The sequence below is a fragment of the Pseudomonas sp. MAG733B genome (genome assembly GCF_036884845.1).
GTDB lineage: Bacteria > Pseudomonadota > Gammaproteobacteria > Pseudomonadales > Pseudomonadaceae > Aquipseudomonas.
Genome location: NZ_CP145732.1, coordinates 367,598 through 384,303, shown reverse-complemented (window position 1 = coordinate 384,303; position 16,706 = coordinate 367,598). Strand labels below are relative to the sequence as shown.

Annotated in this window: 17 protein-coding genes and 1 pseudogene; 6 read left to right on the top strand and 12 right to left on the bottom strand. The window is 59.9% G+C overall.

The features are described 5' to 3' along the window. The first annotated feature begins 48 nt into the window (after positions 1-48). Positions 49-693 carry an orotate phosphoribosyltransferase gene (gene pyrE / locus V6Z53_RS01805; protein WP_338583881.1) on the top strand — a complete coding sequence of 215 codons (645 nt, stop codon included), beginning with the start codon at positions 49-51 and terminating at the stop codon, positions 691-693. Between the two features lie 52 nt (positions 694-745). Here pyrE and V6Z53_RS01800 read toward each other — a convergent pair whose 3' ends face one another. The 7 genes and pseudogenes from V6Z53_RS01800 to coaBC all read right to left on the bottom strand — a co-directional run bounded on the left by V6Z53_RS01800 (position 746) and on the right by coaBC (position 6,342). Then, positions 746-1,129: a hypothetical protein gene (locus V6Z53_RS01800; RefSeq protein ID WP_338583880.1), complete on the bottom strand. Its 384-nt coding sequence runs from the start codon at positions 1,127-1,129 to the stop codon at positions 746-748. Then, entirely contained in the window at positions 1,116-1,688 is a 573-nt protein-coding gene (locus V6Z53_RS01795; RefSeq protein ID WP_338583879.1) for a hypothetical protein, read from the bottom strand. Before V6Z53_RS01795 ends, V6Z53_RS01800 begins: the two co-directional genes overlap by 14 nt. A 17-nt stretch (positions 1,689-1,705) precedes the next feature. Further along, on the bottom strand, positions 1,706-1,918 hold the full coding sequence (locus V6Z53_RS01790) for a hypothetical protein (RefSeq protein ID WP_338583877.1): 213 nt from the start codon (positions 1,916-1,918) through the stop codon (positions 1,706-1,708). Between the two features lie 191 nt (positions 1,919-2,109). Next, positions 2,110-3,015, bottom strand: a complete 906-nt coding sequence (argB, locus tag V6Z53_RS01785; RefSeq protein WP_053163877.1) for an acetylglutamate kinase — start codon at positions 3,013-3,015, stop codon at positions 2,110-2,112. Between the two features lie 17 nt (positions 3,016-3,032). Next, positions 3,033-4,427 (bottom strand): annotated as a pseudogene (locus tag V6Z53_RS01780) (phosphomannomutase/phosphoglucomutase); the annotation flags it as partial. Positions 4,428-4,672: 245 nt separating this feature from the next. Beyond that, positions 4,673-5,128 carry a dUTP diphosphatase gene (gene dut, locus V6Z53_RS01775; RefSeq protein ID WP_338583876.1) on the bottom strand — a complete coding sequence of 152 codons (456 nt, stop codon included), beginning with the start codon at positions 5,126-5,128 and terminating at the stop codon, positions 4,673-4,675. A 5-nt stretch (positions 5,129-5,133) separates the two neighbouring features. Further along, positions 5,134-6,342 carry a bifunctional phosphopantothenoylcysteine decarboxylase/phosphopantothenate--cysteine ligase CoaBC gene (gene coaBC, locus V6Z53_RS01770; RefSeq protein WP_338583875.1) on the bottom strand — a complete coding sequence of 403 codons (1,209 nt, stop codon included), beginning with the start codon at positions 6,340-6,342 and terminating at the stop codon, positions 5,134-5,136. A 135-nt stretch (positions 6,343-6,477) separates the two neighbouring features. Between coaBC and radC the strand changes: the two genes are divergently transcribed. Further along, positions 6,478-7,152: a DNA repair protein RadC gene (gene radC / locus V6Z53_RS01765; protein ID WP_150702380.1), complete on the top strand. Its 675-nt coding sequence runs from the start codon at positions 6,478-6,480 to the stop codon at positions 7,150-7,152. Between the two features lie 128 nt (positions 7,153-7,280). Here radC and V6Z53_RS01760 read toward each other — a convergent pair whose 3' ends face one another. Then, the gene (locus tag V6Z53_RS01760) at positions 7,281-8,867 is read right to left on the bottom strand and encodes an ABC transporter substrate-binding protein (protein WP_338583874.1); all 1,587 of its coding nucleotides are present in this window, start codon (positions 8,865-8,867) and stop codon (positions 7,281-7,283) included. A gap of 444 nt (positions 8,868-9,311) precedes the next feature. Here V6Z53_RS01760 and rpmB point away from each other — a divergent pair, with 444 nt between their 5' ends. Together rpmB and rpmG are read left to right on the top strand one after the other, a co-directional pair. Then, positions 9,312-9,545 carry a 50S ribosomal protein L28 gene (gene rpmB, locus V6Z53_RS01755; protein WP_034147715.1) on the top strand — a complete coding sequence of 78 codons (234 nt, stop codon included), beginning with the start codon at positions 9,312-9,314 and terminating at the stop codon, positions 9,543-9,545. Positions 9,546-9,556: 11 nt separating this feature from the next. Further along, on the top strand, positions 9,557-9,712 hold the full coding sequence (gene rpmG, locus V6Z53_RS01750; protein WP_007894709.1) for a 50S ribosomal protein L33: 156 nt from the start codon (positions 9,557-9,559) through the stop codon (positions 9,710-9,712). A gap of 95 nt (positions 9,713-9,807) precedes the next feature. Here rpmG and V6Z53_RS01745 read toward each other — a convergent pair whose 3' ends face one another. Together V6Z53_RS01745 and V6Z53_RS01740 are read right to left on the bottom strand one after the other, a co-directional pair. Continuing rightward, positions 9,808-10,026: a peptidase inhibitor gene (locus V6Z53_RS01745; RefSeq protein ID WP_338583873.1), complete on the bottom strand. Its 219-nt coding sequence runs from the start codon at positions 10,024-10,026 to the stop codon at positions 9,808-9,810. A 169-nt stretch (positions 10,027-10,195) separates the two neighbouring features. After that, entirely contained in the window at positions 10,196-10,558 is a 363-nt protein-coding gene (locus V6Z53_RS01740) for a cupin domain-containing protein (RefSeq protein WP_150702384.1), read from the bottom strand. Between the two features lie 234 nt (positions 10,559-10,792). On the opposite strand from V6Z53_RS01740, the gene V6Z53_RS01735 reads away from it, so the two are divergent. Both V6Z53_RS01735 and V6Z53_RS01730 read left to right on the top strand, forming a co-directional pair. After that, positions 10,793-12,286, top strand: a complete 1,494-nt coding sequence (locus V6Z53_RS01735) for an aldehyde dehydrogenase (RefSeq protein WP_338583871.1) — start codon at positions 10,793-10,795, stop codon at positions 12,284-12,286. A 188-nt stretch (positions 12,287-12,474) separates the two neighbouring features. Then, on the top strand, positions 12,475-13,620 hold the full coding sequence (locus V6Z53_RS01730; RefSeq protein WP_338583870.1) for an MFS transporter: 1,146 nt from the start codon (positions 12,475-12,477) through the stop codon (positions 13,618-13,620). Here V6Z53_RS01730 and V6Z53_RS01725 read toward each other — a convergent pair. Continuing rightward, the gene (locus tag V6Z53_RS01725; protein WP_338583869.1) at positions 13,617-15,185 is read right to left on the bottom strand and encodes a phospholipase D family protein; all 1,569 of its coding nucleotides are present in this window, start codon (positions 15,183-15,185) and stop codon (positions 13,617-13,619) included. The two genes, V6Z53_RS01730 and V6Z53_RS01725, sit on opposite strands and share 4 nt — an antisense overlap. A gap of 64 nt (positions 15,186-15,249) precedes the next feature. Beyond that, the gene (locus tag V6Z53_RS01720; RefSeq protein ID WP_338583867.1) at positions 15,250-16,683 is read right to left on the bottom strand and encodes a PLP-dependent aminotransferase family protein; all 1,434 of its coding nucleotides are present in this window, start codon (positions 16,681-16,683) and stop codon (positions 15,250-15,252) included. Positions 16,684-16,706 lie beyond the last annotated feature (23 nt).

Genomic DNA, 16,706 nt, shown 5'->3' with positions numbered 1-16,706 from the left:
ACGGCGTCAAGCTAATTAGCTAAATCCGTGGTATTTGGGGTTTTTTTCATGCAAGCGTATCAGCGCGATTTCATTCGTTTTGCCATCGATCGCGGCGTTTTGCGCTTCGGTGAGTTCACCCTGAAGTCCGGGCGCACCAGTCCTTACTTCTTCAATGCGGGCCTGTTCAACTCGGGTTCGGCCCTGGCGCAGCTCGGTCGTTTCTACGCCGCAGCCATCGTCGAGAGCGGCATTCCCTTCGACGTGCTGTTTGGCCCTGCCTACAAAGGCATCCCATTGGCGGCGACCACTGCCGTGGCGTTGGCCGAACATCACAACCGTGACCTGCCTTGGTGCTTCAACCGCAAGGAAGCCAAGGCCCACGGTGAAGGCGGCAGCCTGGTCGGCGCACCGCTGACGGGTGAAGTGTTGATCATCGACGACGTAATCACCGCCGGCACCGCGATCCGCGAAGTGATGCAGATCATCGCTTCCCAGGACGGCGCCAAAGCCGCAGGCGTATTGATTGCCCTGAACCGTCAGGAGCGAGGCAACGGCGAGTTGTCGGCGATCCAGGAAGTCGAGCGTGACTTCGGCATCCCGGTGATCAGCATTGTGTCGTTGAACCAGGTGCTGGAATTCCTGGCCGATGATCCACAGCTCAAGCAGCATTTGCCGGCGGTTGAGGCCTATCGGGCACAGTTCGGTGTCTGATTTAGTCCAATAAGAAAGGCCCTGTTTACAGGGCCTTTTCTTTGGGCGGTGCTTAACGCAGGTGATGCCATTTTGCGATCAATCGAATGGTCAGCCAAACGTTGAGCGCTACAAACACCAGTAGTGCGCAGACGAGCATCACATACAACGTGCGATCTACGTCGAAATTCCACAGCTCCAGCGTGCTGTTGCTCATGATCCGCACGGCGGCGGGAAGATTGACGTAAAACAGCGCCATGAAGGCGCAAGTCAGCGGCATCGCGCAGCCCAGCAAAACGCTCATTACTTTCCTTTGGCTGCGCTTCCTGGCCAGCGGACCTGACTGTTTTTCATCCAGTTCCAGCGCTTCATCCAGCTTGGGCCAGGCCAGATTGAACATGAACGTGGTCAGGGTCAGCAGCAGGCCACTGACCGCGACGATGTCACTGAACGGCATTCAGGCCCAGTGTCTGGCAGAGCAGCGCGTGGGAATCCTCGCTGATTTCGAACTGCCCGGCGCTGCCTTTGCGTTTGACGATGGGTTTGAACGTTGGCTCATTCTGTGTGATCAGCATGTTCAGTTCATCGCGGATAACGTCCGAGCTGATCACCACCAGATACACGGTCTGAGCGTGCTCCGCAGACTCGATCACGGCTCGCATGCTGTGCTGAAGGATCTCGTCCAATTGATTGCGAAACCGTGAAACCGTGTTTTTCAGCAGGGTTTTGCTTTGGCTCTGAGTCAACTGGAAAATCGTCGATATCTGCGATTCGGTCGGCAGGGTCTGCCCGAAATAGCTTTGAATCAGGTACAGCAAGCGATCCTGTTTAGCTTCATCGGCCCTGCTGGGCATGCCGCCTTCGACCAGCATTTTCAGGTATTCGGTCAGGCTCGCCTTGGCTATTCGCTGTAGGGCATGGGTGATTTCGGCGTCGGAAATCCGCAACGTCTTTTTGACCGGCTCCTTTTGCTCGAGGTCGAAGGCCTGGGCATCAATCGTGAACGAGATCTGCATGGTTCAGTCCCCCGTGGTCACTTGGAAGACTCGTTTGGGTATGGATCAGCCACGGCGTCGCCTTGGCCGGTCAGGATCTTCCAGCCATTGAGCACGTGTGTGCCTGGTTTGAAGTCAGGGCACGGCGGAAGCGAAGTCTTTGACTGATTGGTGTATTCGCGTCCGCAGTCTGCGCACTCATAGGTGCCTGCTGAAACATCGCTGCCGTAGGGAACGTGGTCTTTTTGCATGGGGAAGATCTCCTGTGGATTCAGGGAAGATCCTATGCAGATTGATACCTTCTGGATGTCGGACGTTTCGCTTACTTAAGTCGGACGATTCCTGCGCGCATAAAAAAGATCGCAGGCTTCGTCAGCTCCTACAGGATTTTCGTACATCCGTAGGTGCCGCCGAAGGCTGCGATCTTTTTTGAGGTTTTGAATCAGTGACGCTTGCGATTGCTGATCAGGGTGCCCACGCCGGTGTCGGTGAAGATTTCCAGCAGGATCGCATTCGGCACGCGACCATCGATGATCAGCGAGCTGCCCACGCCGCCCTGGACCGCTTCCAGTGCGCAGCGGATCTTCGGCAGCATGCCGCCGTAGATGGTGCCGTCGGCGATCAGATCGTCGACCTGCTGGGTCGTCAGGCCGGTCAGGACCGTCCCCGACTTGTCCATCAGGCCGGCGATGTTGGTCAACAGCATCAACTTCTCGGCCTTCAGTGCTTCGGCGACTTTACCGGCCACCAGGTCAGCGTTGATGTTGTACGACTCGCCATTGGCGCCGACGCCGATAGGCGCGATCACCGGGATGAAATCACCTTTGACCAGCAGGTTCAGCAGGTCGGTGTTGATCCCGACCACTTCGCCAACATGGCCGATGTCGATGATTTCCGGGGTGGTCATCTCCGGCGTCTGGCGGGTGACGGTGAGCTTCTTCGCACGAATCAGCTCGGCGTCTTTACCGGTCAGGCCGATGGCGCTGCCGCCATGACGGTTGATCAGGTTGACGATGTCCTTGTTGACCTGGCCACCGAGGACCATTTCCACCACGTCCATGGTGGCGGCGTCGGTGACGCGCATGCCGTCGACGAAATGGCTCTCGATCGACAGACGCTTGAGCAGATCACCGATTTGCGGGCCGCCGCCGTGAACGACCACCGGGTTGATGCCCACGGCCTTCATCAGCACGATGTCGCGGGCGAAGCCGGTTTTCAGCTCCTCGCTTTCCATCGCGTTGCCGCCGTATTTGATCACCAGCGTCTTGCCGACATAGCGGCGAATGTAAGGCAGCGCTTCGGACAGGACCTTGGCGGTGTTGGCGGCGGCTTCGCGTTCGAGGGTCATTCAGGGCTCCGGGTGAATCAGAACGGTAGTTGGAGATCAGGTGCAACACGCTTCAACTGGACTTTGAATACGTCCTTGATGCGCTGCAATTCAGCCTCGTCATCGGCCTCGAAACGCAGCACCAGCACCGGTGTGGTGTTGGACGCGCGCACCAGGCCCCAGCCTTTGGCATAGTCGACTCGCACGCCGTCAATGGTGGTCAGGTCGGCGCCTGCGCCCCACTGCGCGTCATGCAATGCATCAATGATGCTGAATTTGCTCTCTTCGGTCACATGGATATTGATTTCCGGCGTAGAAATATCGTTCGGGAAGGTCGCGAACAACTCTTCGGCCGAGGATTTTTCCTTGCTGAGGATCTCCAGCAACCGCGCGGCGCTGTAGATGCCGTCGTCGAAACCGAACCAGCGCTCCTTGAAGAAGATGTGCCCGCTCATTTCGCCGGCCAACAGGGCGCCGGTTTGTTTCATTTTCTTTTTGATCAACGAGTGACCGGTCTTCCACATTAACGACCGACCACCGTATTCCTTGATCAAAGGTGTCAGGCGGCGGGTGCATTTGACGTCGAAAATGATCTCCGCGCCAGGGTTGCGCGCCACGACGTCGCGGGCGAACAGCATCAGCAGGCGGTCCGGATAGACGATGCTGCCGGTGTTGGTCACCACGCCAACGCGGTCGCCGTCGCCGTCGAAGGCCAGACCGATGTCGGCGTTGGTTTCCTTGACCTTGGCGATCAGGTCGACGAGGTTTTCAGGCTTGCCCGGATCCGGGTGGTGGTTCGGGAAATTGCCGTCGACTTCGCAGAACAGCGGGATGACTTCGCAATTCAGCGCTTCGATCAATTGCGGGGCGATCACGCCGGCCGCGCCGTTGCCGCAATCCACAACCACTTTCAGGCGTCGGGCCAGTTTGATGTCCTGGACGATTTCGGTGGTGTAGCGATCGAGGATTTCGACTTTGGTGATGCTGCCTTTGCCGCTGCTCAGGTTGTTGGTCTTGAGGCGGTCGTGCAGGGCCTGGATCTGTTCGTTGGCCAAGGTGTCGCCGGCGATGACGATCTTGAAGCCGTTGTAGTTCGACGGGTTGTGGCTGCCGGTCAGCATCACACCGGATTTGCCGGCCAACACGTTGGCGGCGTAATACAGCGCCGGGGTCGGCACCAGGCCAATGTCGCTGACGTGGCAACCGCTGTCGGCCAGGCCCTGGATCAATTGCTCCACCAGCTCCGGGCCGGACAGGCGACCGTCACGGCCAACGGAAATATTCGGCTCATTCTGGGCCAGGGTTTGGGCGCCGATGGCGCGACCGAGCCAGTAAGCCGTTTCAGCGTTCAGAAACTCCGGGACGGTGCCGCGAATGTCATAGGCGCGGAAAATGCTGTCGGGGAACTTGGGGGCGAGGGTGCTCATCTGTGGAAATGCTCCATCTTGAAAGTGGCTGGACAGGTCGCCGAAATATTTGGCGACACGTTCAAACTGAAGGGTATGACGGCGTTTTCCACAGAGAGTTCGTGGTGCGAAAGGGCCATGACAGCCCAGAGGGCAGGGCAAGGCCCCTGTAGGAGCTGCCGCAGGCTGCGATCTTTTGATCTTGAACTTTAAAAAACAAAATCAAAAGATCGCAGCCTGCGGCAGCTCCTGCAGGAATGCAGCGTGTCGGATCAGCGGGTGCCGGTATGGCCGAAACCGCCAGTGCCGCGCTCGGTTTCAACAAACTCTTCAACCATCTCGAAGTGAGCCTGCACCACCGGCACCAACACCAACTGCGCCAGGCGCTCGCCAACCGGCATGGTGAATTCGGTCTGGCCACGGTTCCAGCAGGAAACCATCAGCGGGCCTTGGTAATCGGAGTCGATCAGCCCGACCAGGTTACCCAGCACGATGCCGTGCTTATGACCCATGCCCGAGCGCGGCAGGATCAGCGCGGCGAGATTCGGGTCACCGATGTACACCGACAGGCCGGTAGGGATCAGTACGGTTTCACCCGGTTTGATCACGGTGTCTTTTTCCAGCATGGCGCGCAGGTCGAGGCCGGCGGAGCCCGGTGTGGCGTATTGCGGCAGCGGGAATTCGGTACCGATGCGTGGGTCGAGGATCTTGGCTTGCAAAGCGTGCATGTAAATTAAACCTGGTTCAGACGTTCGGCGATAAAAGTGATCAGCTGGCGAGCAATCTTGCTCTTGCTGGTCTGGGCGAAAAGTGTGGCGTGAAGCTCACGGTCGATCACGCTGCAGGCGTTTTCTTCGCTGTTGAAGCCAATGCTCGGGTTGGCAACGTCGTTGGCGACGATCAAATCGAGGTTCTTGTCTTTCAACTTGCGGGCAGCGTAGTCGAGGAGGTGTTCGGTTTCAGCGGCGAAACCGACACTGAACGGACGGTCGGGACGGGTCGCGATGGTGGCCAGGATGTCCGGGTTACGCACCATTTGCAGGACGAAGCCGTCGCCGCTTGTAGGGTCTTTCTTGAGTTTTTGCGGGGCAACGACTTCCGGACGGTAGTCCGCGACCGCAGCCGAGGCGATGAACACATCGCAGGGGATCGCGGACTCGCACGCGGCGAGCATGTCGCGGGCGCTGACCACGTCGATGCGCGTGACGCGATCCGGGGTCGGCAGGTGCACGGGGCCGCTGATCAGGGTGACTCGGGCGCCGGCTTCTACCGCGGCTTCGGCCAGGGCGAAGCCCATTTTGCCGGAGCTGTGGTTGGTGATGTAGCGCACCGGGTCGATGTTTTCCTGGGTCGGGCCGGCGGTAATCACCACGTGTTTGCCGGTCAGCGCCTGACGCTGGAAGCAGTCCGCCGCGAGTTGCGCGAGGTCGGTGGCTTCGAGCATGCGGCCCAGGCCGACATCGCCGCAGGCCTGGCTGCCGGAGGCCGGGCCGAAGACCTTCAGGTCACGGCTTTCAAGGGTTTGCAGGTTGGCCTGGGTGGCCGGGTCGCGCCACATGGCCTGGTTCATCGCCGGTGCAACGGCAACCACGGCGTCGGTGGCCAGCACCAGCGTGGCCAGTAAATCATCGGCAATGCCTTGGGCCAGACGCGCGATCAAGTCCGCAGTGGCCGGGGCGATCAATACCAGATCGGCCCATTTCGCCAGTTCGATGTGGCCCATGGCGGCTTCGGCCGCCGGGTCCAGCAAGTCCAGGTGCACAGGGTGCCCGGACAAAGCCTGCATGGTCAGCGGGGTGATGAACTCGGCACCGCCACGGGTCATGACCACGCGCACTTCGGCGCCCTGGTCCATCAGGCGGCGAACCAGGTCGGCGCTCTTGTAGGCAGCGATGCCGCCGCCGACGCCCAGAACAATGCGTTTCCGATACAGCCGCTGCATAGGCCTGCCTTTCATTTCGTTGATGACTGCGTGGCGAAACCCCCTCCCCAGGAGTGAATTCGCCCGCAAAAAAGATGGGCTACGATATCACAGCGACCGCTACGGAACAGCGGCGCCCACAGACAGGGAGGTGCTATGAGTATTCGTGATTGGCCGGCGGCTGAGCGGCCGCGGGAGAGGTTGCTTGAACAGGGCTCGGGAAGTCTTTCTGATGCGGAGTTGCTGGCGATTTTCTTGCGAACAGGCGTAGTGGGTAAAAGCGCCGTGGATCTGGCACGACATCTGTTGAGTGAATTTGGCAGCCTGCGCTCGCTGCTTGAGGCTGATCAGGAAACGTTCAGCAAGCAGTTGGGGCTCGGACCGGCAAAATTTGCCCAGTTGCAGGCTGCTCAAGAAATGAGCAGGCGGCATTTGGCCGAGCGGGCGCGCCAAAAGTCGGCACTGGAAAATCCGCACGCGGTTCGTGAGTACCTGAAGTCGATGCTGCGTCATGAGCCACATGAGGTGTTTGGTTGTCTGTTTCTCGACTCCAAGCATCAGGTGCTGACGTTTGAGACGCTGTTTCGCGGTTCCATCGACAACACCAGTGTTCATCCGCGAGAGGTGGTCAAGCGTGCCTTGGCCAACAACGCCGCGGCGTTGATCCTCTGTCACAACCACCCGTCGGGCAATTCTGATCCGAGTCAGGCTGATCGGGTGCTGACCAAGCGTTTGCAAAAGGCGCTGGAGTTGATCGATGTGCGGGTGCTCGACCATTTCATCATCGGGGACGGCGATCCGTTGTCGATGGCGGAGTATGGGTGGATGTGAGGGCACCTGCGAAACCATTGTGGGAGCAGGCTTGCTCGCGAAGAGGGCGTGTCAGGCGACATTGATGGCGGCTGAAACGCCCTCTTCGCGAGCAAGCCCGCTCCCACAGGGTTACGTGTTGATGTGGATTATTTGATGTTGACCTTCGAGTAATCCTGCCGCCCGAACGGGCTCACCGAATAGCCTTCGACATCCTTGCGCGTCAACGCGAAAGCCGTCGGATGGGCCAGCGGCAACCACAGCGCCTGTTGCTGGATCTGCGCCTGTGCCTGTTCGTAGAGCTTGGTCCGCACACCTTGCTCGCCGGTGGTCTTGCCGGCGCTGATCAGCTTGTCCAGGTCCTGGTTGCAGTAGCGGGCGAAGTTGGTGCCTGACTTGACTGCGGCGCAGGAAAACTGCGGCGTGAGGAAGTTGTCGGGGTCGCCGTTGTCGCCGGCCCAACCCATGAACAGGATGTCGTGCTCGCCAGCCTTGGCGCGGCGGATCAGCTCGCCCCATTCGATCACACGGATTTCGGCCTGAATGCCAATTTCGGCGAGATCGGACTGAAGCAGTTGGGCGCCGAGGCTCGGGTTGGGGTTCAGCAAGCTGCCCGACGGGCGGGTCCAGATAGTGGTCTGGAAACCGTCCTTGAGCCCGGCTTTGGCCATCAATGCCTTGGCTTTCTCGACGTCATGGGGATAGCCCGGCAAGCCTTTGGCGTAGCTCCAGGTGTTGGGCGGGTACGGTCCGCTGGCGGGTTCGGCGGTGTCTTCGAACACGGCTTTGACGTAATTGGCCTTGTCGAAGGCGAGGTTGATCGCCTGGCGCACTTCTGGCTTGTCCAGCGGTGGGTGCTGGCTGTTGAGGGCGACGAACGCGGTCATGAAGGCGTCAGTCTTTTCGACTTTCAAGGTCGGTTCTTTCAGCGCGGCCTGTACGTCCAGTGGTTTGGGCGACAGGGCGATCTGGCACTCATTGCGGCGCAACTTCTGCAAACGCACGTTGGCGTCCGGGGTGATGGCGAAGATCAGCGGATCGACCTCGGGCTTGCCTCGGAAGTAATCGGGATTGGCCTTGTAGCGGATCGACGCGTCTTTCTGGAATCGTGTGAAGACGAACGGGCCGGTGCCGATTGGCTGGTTGTTGAGCTTCTCCGGCGTGCCGCCCTTGAGCAGTTTGTCGGCATATTCGGCCGAGTAGATCGAGGCGAAGCCCATGCTCAGGGTTGGCAGGAACGTCGAGTCGGGGTGATCCAGGGTGAAGCGCACAGTCAGCGGATCCAGTGCGTCGATTTTCTTGATTAGCGCCGGTAACTGCATCGACTGAGCGTGCGGGAAGCCGCTCTGCGCGACTTTGTGCCACGGGTGCGCCGGGTCGAGCATGCGGTCGAAACTGAATTTCACATCTTCTGCGGTCAACTCGCGCGTCGGGCTGAAATACTCGGTGCGGTGAAATTTCACCTGCGGATGCAGTTTGAAGATGTAGACCAGGCCGTCGGGGCTGACTTCCCAGCTATCGGCGAGGCTGGCGACCACTTTGCCGCTGGCGGTGTCGAAGTCCACCAAGCGATTCATCAGCACGTCGGCCGAGGCGTTGGTGGTGGTCAGCGAGTTGTATTGCACCACGTCGAACCCTTCCGGGCTGGCCTCGGTGCAGACGCTCAGGGCGGCGGCGAAGGCCTGTGGGCTCAGCAGAAGCGGGGCAAGCAACAGCGGTAAGGCAGCGAGGCGCATGGTCGGATTCCTTTACAGATCGAGGCCCATCTGCAAGTGCAGTCTGGAAAAGGCTTACCCTAGTGGGCTCCTTTGCAAATGACTATCCCCTTTTTCATTTTGAGGGGACTATAGGCGCCTGATTTGAGTGTGCCTCGATTGGAAAACCTCCGGATTGGCATGTCGAGCGTTTCTCTGCGACGAGCGGTCGGAATCGACGACAGCCTTTATCCAAAGCGTCTGACGCGCGAAAAGTGGGGTTTTTATCCATTCAAGGCACAGCGAATGTTGTTGCTCTCCAGTCTTTCTGGTATAAAGCAGCGCTCTTTTCTAGGGGCCCGGTTCCTTCACTGTAGGTGTAGCCGGTAAGACCTCTAAAGAAACGCGGCGCCTGGCGCCAAATGACTGAGAGATTAAGCGGCCAACCCATGCCGGGTTGGGCATGTGGTTTTAGAGGGCTGAGGCATGTCTAGAGTATGTCAAGTTACCGGTAAGGGTCCGGTAACTGGGAATAACATTTCCCACGCAAACAACAAAACCCGTCGTCGTTTCCTGCCGAACCTGCAGCATCACCGCTTCTGGGTTGAAGAAGAGAAACGTTTCGTGCGTCTGCGCGTATCTGCCAAAGGCATGCGTATCATCGACAAGCGTGGCATCACTGCCGTGCTGGCCGAAATCCGCAAAGCTGGCAAGATCTAAGGGAGCTAATCATGCGTGAATTGATTCGTTTGATTTCGAGCGCCGGTACTGGTCACTTCTACACTACCGACAAGAACAAGCGCACTACTCCGGACAAAATCGAGATCAAGAAATTTGATCCGGTTGTTCGCAAGCACGTGATCTACAAAGAAGGCAAAATCAAGTAATTGATTTTTCCCTCTTACGAAAAAGGCCCGTATCGCGAGATACGGGCCTTTTTTGTTGCGCGTGGATCAAGGTATTTCGTCAGTGACGCCAGGGGTCAACCGCAATTGATGCTGACGATGACTCTCTCGGCATTGGTATGCAGGTTGATGCGCCGCGGGCGCAGGTCCCAGCTTGAAGGGTACGTCGGTCCTGTGGCGCGCACGGGAGCTCCATTGGCCAGGGCGCGAACTTCTTCGAGCAGCTGCGGGGTGCATTTCTGGCCGATGGTGTATTGGGCGATGGCGAGATCGCATTGATCAGGTAAGACGGGCATGTTTGCCTCCTTGCAATTTTAATGGGTCAGGTCGCTCACTTCGCCCGGTGGCTGCACGTCCTGTGCAAACCATCCCGGCGATAAACTGCGTGGCGCCTGCGCGTAGTCTTATCCGGTGCCGCTTGAATTGGCCAGCGGCAGAATATGAGCGCCTGTTTCGATTGGCGGCTTACGCCTTTTGCTCAAACGCTACATAGATCTTGCGGCACGGCTCCAGCACTTCCCAGGTGCCTTTGAAACCGGCCGGGATGACGAAGCGATCGCCAGCGCGCAGGGTCTTGCTGTTGCCATCGCTGTCACGCAGCACGGAAACGCCCTGCACGATCTCGCAATATTCATGCTCGGTGAAATTCACCGTCCACTGGCCGACGGCGCCTTCCCACACACCTGCGTTCAACTGGCCGCACGGGCTGTTGTAGTGGTTGTAGACCGCTTGCTCCGGGTCGCCCTTGAGCACTTTGGCCGGGTCCGGGCGGTAGCGCTCGGCGGCGGTGGTGGCTTGGCTGAAGTCGACGACGTTCTGGATGCTCATTGTTTTTATCTCCCGTATTTACGGCGCGAGTGGTTGGTCAGCCCAAAGTCTATGTTTATTAAAATGAACATCGCAAGGCCGTTTGCCGGCGATATGTCAAATATATTGAAACTTCACCTGCCGCTGGTTTAGGGTGACGGTTGCCTTGGGCCGAAAGCAGGCTGGCCGGGCAGAATTCCTGACAGCGCCCGCGAAGATCGCGGGTGTCGTATTCAATAAGAGGAGGACACTCGCATGACCACCCTGACTCGTGCCGACTGGGAACAACGTGCTCGCGATCTGAAGATCGAAGGCCGTGCCTACATCAACGGCGAATACACCGACGCTGTCTCCGCCGAGACCTTCGAGTGCATCAGCCCGGTCGATGGCCGTCTGCTGGGCAAGATTGCCAGCTGTGACGCCGCCGATGCCCAGCGCGCTGTGGAAAACGCTCGCGCCACCTTCAATTCCGGCGTCTGGTCGCGCCTGGCGCCGACCAAACGCAAATCCACCATGATCCGTTTCGCCGGCCTGCTCAAGCAGCACGCCGAAGAGTTGGCCCTGCTTGAAACCCTGGACATGGGCAAGCCGATCAGCGACTCCCTGTACATCGACGTTCCCGGCGCGGCGCAAGCCCTGAGCTGGAGCGGCGAAGCCATCGACAAGATCTACGACGAAGTAGCCGCTACTCCGCACGATCAGCTGGGTCTGGTGACCCGCGAGCCGGTCGGCGTGGTGGGCGCCATCGTGCCGTGGAACTTCCCGCTGATGATGGCGTGCTGGAAACTCGGCCCGGCGCTGTCCACCGGTAACTCGGTGATCCTCAAGCCGTCGGAAAAATCGCCGCTGACCGCCATCCGCATCGCCGCGCTGGCCGTTGAAGCCGGCATCCCGAAAGGCGTGCTGAACGTACTGCCAGGTTACGGTCACACTGTCGGCAAGGCTTTGGCCCTGCATAACGATGTCGACACCCTGGTGTTCACCGGTTCGACCAAGATCGCCAAGCAACTGCTGATCTACTCCGGCGAATCGAACATGAAGCGCGTCTGGCTCGAAGCCGGTGGCAAGAGCCCGAACATCGTGTTCGCCGATGCGCCGAACCTGCAAGAGGCTGCCGAAGCCGCTGCCGGTGCCATCGCTTTCAACCAGGGCGAAGTCTGCACCGCCGGTTCGCGCCTGTTGGTGGAGCGTTCGATCAAGGACAAATTCCTGCCGCTGGTGATCGAGGCGCTGAAAACCTGGAAGCCGGGCAACCCATTGGACCCGGCGACCAACGTCGGTGCGCTGGTGGATACCCAGCAGATGAACACCGTGCTGTCTTACATCGAGTCGGGCCACACCGACGGCGCCAAACTGGTCGCTGGCGGCAAGCGCATCCTGCAGGAAACGGGCGGCACGTATGTTGAGCCGACGATTTTCGACGGTGTGAGCAACGCGATGAAAATCGCTCAGGAAGAAATCTTCGGCCCAGTACTGTCGGTGATTACCTTCGACAATGCTGAAGAAGCGGTCGCAATCGCCAACGACACGCCGTACGGTCTGGCCGCTGCGGTCTGGACTGCCGACATCTCCAAGGCCCACCTCACCGCCCGCGCATTGCGTGCTGGTAGCGTGTGGGTCAACCAGTATGACGGCGGCGACATGACGGCACCGTTCGGTGGCTTCAAGCAGTCCGGCAACGGTCGCGACAAGTCGCTGCACGCGTTCGACAAGTACACCGAGCTGAAGGCGACCTGGATCAAGTTGTAAGTCAATGAGGGAGCCCGATAGTCAATCGGGCTCCTGAACGACGAAGATCCCATGTGGGAGCGGGCTTGCTCGCGAAGGCGCCGTAACAGCCAACGTTAATGTTGGATGTGATGGCCTCTTCGCGAGCAAGCCCGCTCCCACATTTGTTTGTGTGAACCAAAAAATAACAATCCACAGGAGCGTGGAACATGCGTTGGGCGACGTATTTCGCCGTGTTGGCGTCTGTCTTGAGTGTTGGCCTGGCCCTGGGCGTCAGCATGCCGCTGGTGTCGTTTCGTCTGGAAAGCTGGGGCTACGGCTCGTTTGCCATTGGCGTCATGGCGGCGATGCCGGCCATTGGCGTGTTGCTGGGCGCAAAGATTTCCAGCCATCTGGCAGCGCGCCTGGGTACGGCCAATCTGATGCGCCTGTGCCTGTGGGCGGGTGCCGTGTCCATTGGTTTGCTGGCGCTGTTGCCGAGCTATCCGATTTGGCTGGTACTGCGCTTGATGATCGGGGTGATCCTGACCCTGGTGTTCATCCTCGGCGAAAGCTGGATCAACCAACTGGTGGTCGAGGAGTGGCGTGGTCGGTTGGTGGCGCTGTACGGCAGCAGTTATGCGCTGAGCCAATTGGCCGGGCCGATCCTGTTGGGCGTTCTGGGCACCGAGCACGATTACGGTTTCTGGGTCGGAGTCGGTTTGCTGGTGGCGGCACCGTTCCTGTTGCTGGGTCGCAGCGGTGCGCCCAGCAGTGAAGCGTGCAGTGTGACCTTCGGTGATCTGCTGACGTTCTGCCGTGGCCTGCCGGCGATTGCCTGGGCGGTGTCGCTGTTCGCGGCGTTTGAAGCGATGATCCTGACGCTGCTACCGGTGTATTGCCTGCGCCAGGGCTTCACCACGGAAATCGCCTTGGCGATGGTCAGCACGGTGGTGGTCGGCGATGCCTTGCTGCAATTGCCGATTGGCGCGCTGGCGGATCGCGTATCGCGGCGCTCGTTGTTTACAGGCTGTGCGGTCGTCCTGCTGGTGTCGAGCCTGGCGATTCCGCTGCTGATCGACACTCTGCTGATCTGGCCGTTGTGGGTGTTGTTCGGCGCCAGTGCCGGCGGTTTGTTTACCTTGTCATTGATCCTGATTGGCGAGCGTTATCGCGACGATGCGCTGGTTCGGGCCAACGCGCACATCGCGCAGTTGTGGGGCGTCGGCTGCCTGCTCGGGCCGTTGATCGCCGGTGCCGGCAGCCAATGGATCAGCGGGCATGCGTTGCCGTTGTTGATGGCAGCGGGGGCGTTTGGTCTGGTGATTCTGGTGTCGCGGCAGGGAGCGTTCGGCGTGGTGGCCGAACCGGCCTAGAGCATCCGCTCCAAGCCAACCGTGTTGCTCAGCCAGGCATTGAAGCGTCGCCACCAACTGCCTGGTTCCTTGGTCAGGGTGTGCATTTTGCCGTCGTCTTCGGTCACCCATACCACTTGGTCATTCTCCAGTTTCGCCTGATAACTCAGGGTCGGCGCCATGCCCTGCAACGCCAGTTCGCGGACGCGGGCCGCGAGCTCAGGGCTGTCCACCAGCACCCCGACTTCGGTGTTCCATAGCACCGAGCGCGGGTCGAAGTTGAATGAACCGATGAAGGATTTCTGCTGGTCGAAGATGATCGCCTTACTGTGCAGGCTGGAATCGGAATCGCCATAGGACTTGGTTGAAAACAGCCGAGGCCCGCTACCACTCTTATCGCCGGGCTGGCGGCGCAATTCAAAGAGCTGCACGCCGTGCTCCAGCAACGCCTTGCGATACGGCGCGTAGCCGCCATGCACGGCCGGTACGTCAGTGGCCTCCAGTGAGTTGGTCAGCAGTCGTACCGACACCCCGGCATCGGCGCGCCCGGTCAGGTAAACCAGCCCCGGCTGGCCGGGCACGAAGTAGGCGGAGATCATCACCAGTTCTTTGCTGACACCCTCAAGCTCCGGCGCCAATTGGGTGGTCAGCAACAACTGGGGATTGGGTTCGCCCTTGGCCAGCACTTTGCTCGGCGCGTCCCATAATGCCTGGTTCCAGGCCCAGATCAGTTCTTTGCGCCAGATATCCAGGCGCGGCTCGGTTTTGAAAGCCATCAACTGCTGGTAGAGCGCGTGATTCTGTTTGCGCGATTCCTCCAGGGATTCTTCCAGTCGGGTTCGGGTGTTTTGCAGATCCTGGGCGGTCGGTTTGCTGGATACAAACGCATCGATCGGTTTGCTCAGGGCGCTGTTCCAGTACTGGTCGAAACTGTGTCCCAACTGCTCGGCGACCGGCCCGACACCGAGCATGTCGATGTCGGTGAAGTTCATGTTGGCCTCGGCATCGAAATACTCGTCCCCCAGATTGCGCCCGCCGACGATGGCCATGCTGTTGTCCGCCAGCCACAGCTTGTTGTGCATGCGTCGGTGTTGCTGCGACAGGTTGAACAGGCGGCCTATGGTGCGCGTGACGCCGGTGCTGCGGCCAAGGTGCAGCGGGTTGAACACGCGAATCTGAATCTGTGGATGCGCCGCGAGGGTGGCGATGGTGCGGTCCAGACCGTCGCTGGTGGTGTCGTCGAGCAGAATGCGTACGCGCACGCCACGGTCGGCGGCCTTGAGGATTTCTTCCACCAGCATTCGCGTGCTGATGCCGTCGTGCACGATGTAGTACTGCAAATCGAGGCTGGCCTGGGCGTTGCGAATCAGCTCGGCGCGGGCCGTGAAGGCTTCGGTGCTGTCTGAGAGCAGGCGGAAACCCGATTTGCCTTCATAAGGCGCGGCCTGTGCCTGGACCGAACGGCCGAATGCCGAGGCGCTTGCCGGCAAGGCCTGGCTCGGTTCGCGCTGCACGTCGAGACTGGCGCAGCCGCCGAGGAACGAAGCAAGTAACACAAGAGCAAGCAGCGGCTGTCTGACTCTCACGTGGGGTCGTTCCGTTTGGCGGCGGTCGTTGGCATATGGACGCTGGTATCCGCAGAAAGGTCAGTCAGTCGGTCAGCCCGTCGGTTTCCGCCAGCAGTTTGATGGCGGCGGCGCCGACCTTGCGCACGGCTTCTTCAATCTGTGCCGTTGGTTTGGCAGCGTAGTTCATGCGCAGGCAATTGCGGTATTTGCCCGAGGCGGAAAAGATGCTGCCGACGGCAATCTGTACGCCCTGATCGTGCAAGGCACGATTCAGTTTCAGGGTGTCGAAGCCTTCCGGCAGTTCGACCCACAGCATGAAGCTGCCTTGCGGACGGCTGGCGCGGGTGCCGGCGGGGAAATAGCGCGTGACCCAATCGATCATTGCGTCGCGATTGCGCTGGTATTGCGTGCGCATCCGCCGCAAATGCGGTTCGAAGTGACCACCCTTGAGGAATTCGGCGATGGCGATCTGCGGTTGCGGCGCGGTGGAGCCGGTGCTGATGTATTTCATGTGCAGCACCCGTTCCAGATATCGCCCCGGTGCGACCCAGCCGATGCGCAGGCCCGGCGCCAGGGTTTTGGAAAAGGAACTGCACAACAGGACGCGGCCGTCTTCGTCAAAAGATTTGATCGTGCGCGGGCGCGGATAGGTATAGGCCAGTTCGCCATACACATCGTCTTCGATGATAGCCACGTCGAAACGCTGTGCGAGCGTCAACAACGAGCGTTTGCGCGACTCCGGCATGATGTAGCCCAGCGGGTTGTTGCAGTTTGGCGTCAACTGTATGGCCCTGATCGGCCATTGTTCCAGGGCCAACTCCAGTGCTTCGAGACTGATTCCGGTGAGCGGGTCCGTGGGGATTTCCAGCGCCTTCATGCCCAACCCCTTGAGGGTCTGCATGGCGCCGTGAAAGCTCGGCGAATCCACGGCCACGATGTCGCCCGGCTCGCAGATGGCGCGGATGCTGGTGGACAGCGCTTCGTGGCAACCGGTGGTCACTACCAGATCGCCGGGGCCCAATTGACAGCCGGAATCGAGCATCAGGCGGGCGATTTGCTCGCGCAGTTCGAGGTTGCCGTGGATGTTGTCGTAATACAGGCCGGGCATGTCTTGCCGACGGCTGATCCGGGCGAGGTCGCGCAGCAGCGGTTTCATGGTCGGGCTGGTGATGTCGGGCATGCCGCGGCCCAGTTGCACCACGTCTTTGCGCGGTACGGCGCGAATCAACTCCAGCACTTGATCCCATTGCGAGATATCCACAGGCCGTTGCGCCGGGCGGCCAACCGCCGGCAGCTCCGGCAGTTCGCGACTGACCGGAACGAAGTACCCGGACTTGGGCCTTGGCATGGCCAGCCCGCTGTCTTCCAGCACCCGATAGGCCTGCTGCACCGTGCTCAGGCTGACCCCATGCTCGACGCTCAGCGCCCGCACCGACGGTAGCCGGTCACCGGGGCGATAGAAGCCCTGTTCGATACGCGTGCCGAGCAATTCGGCGAGGTTGACGTAAAGGGTCATGGCGCAGTCTCGGATTGAGTGAT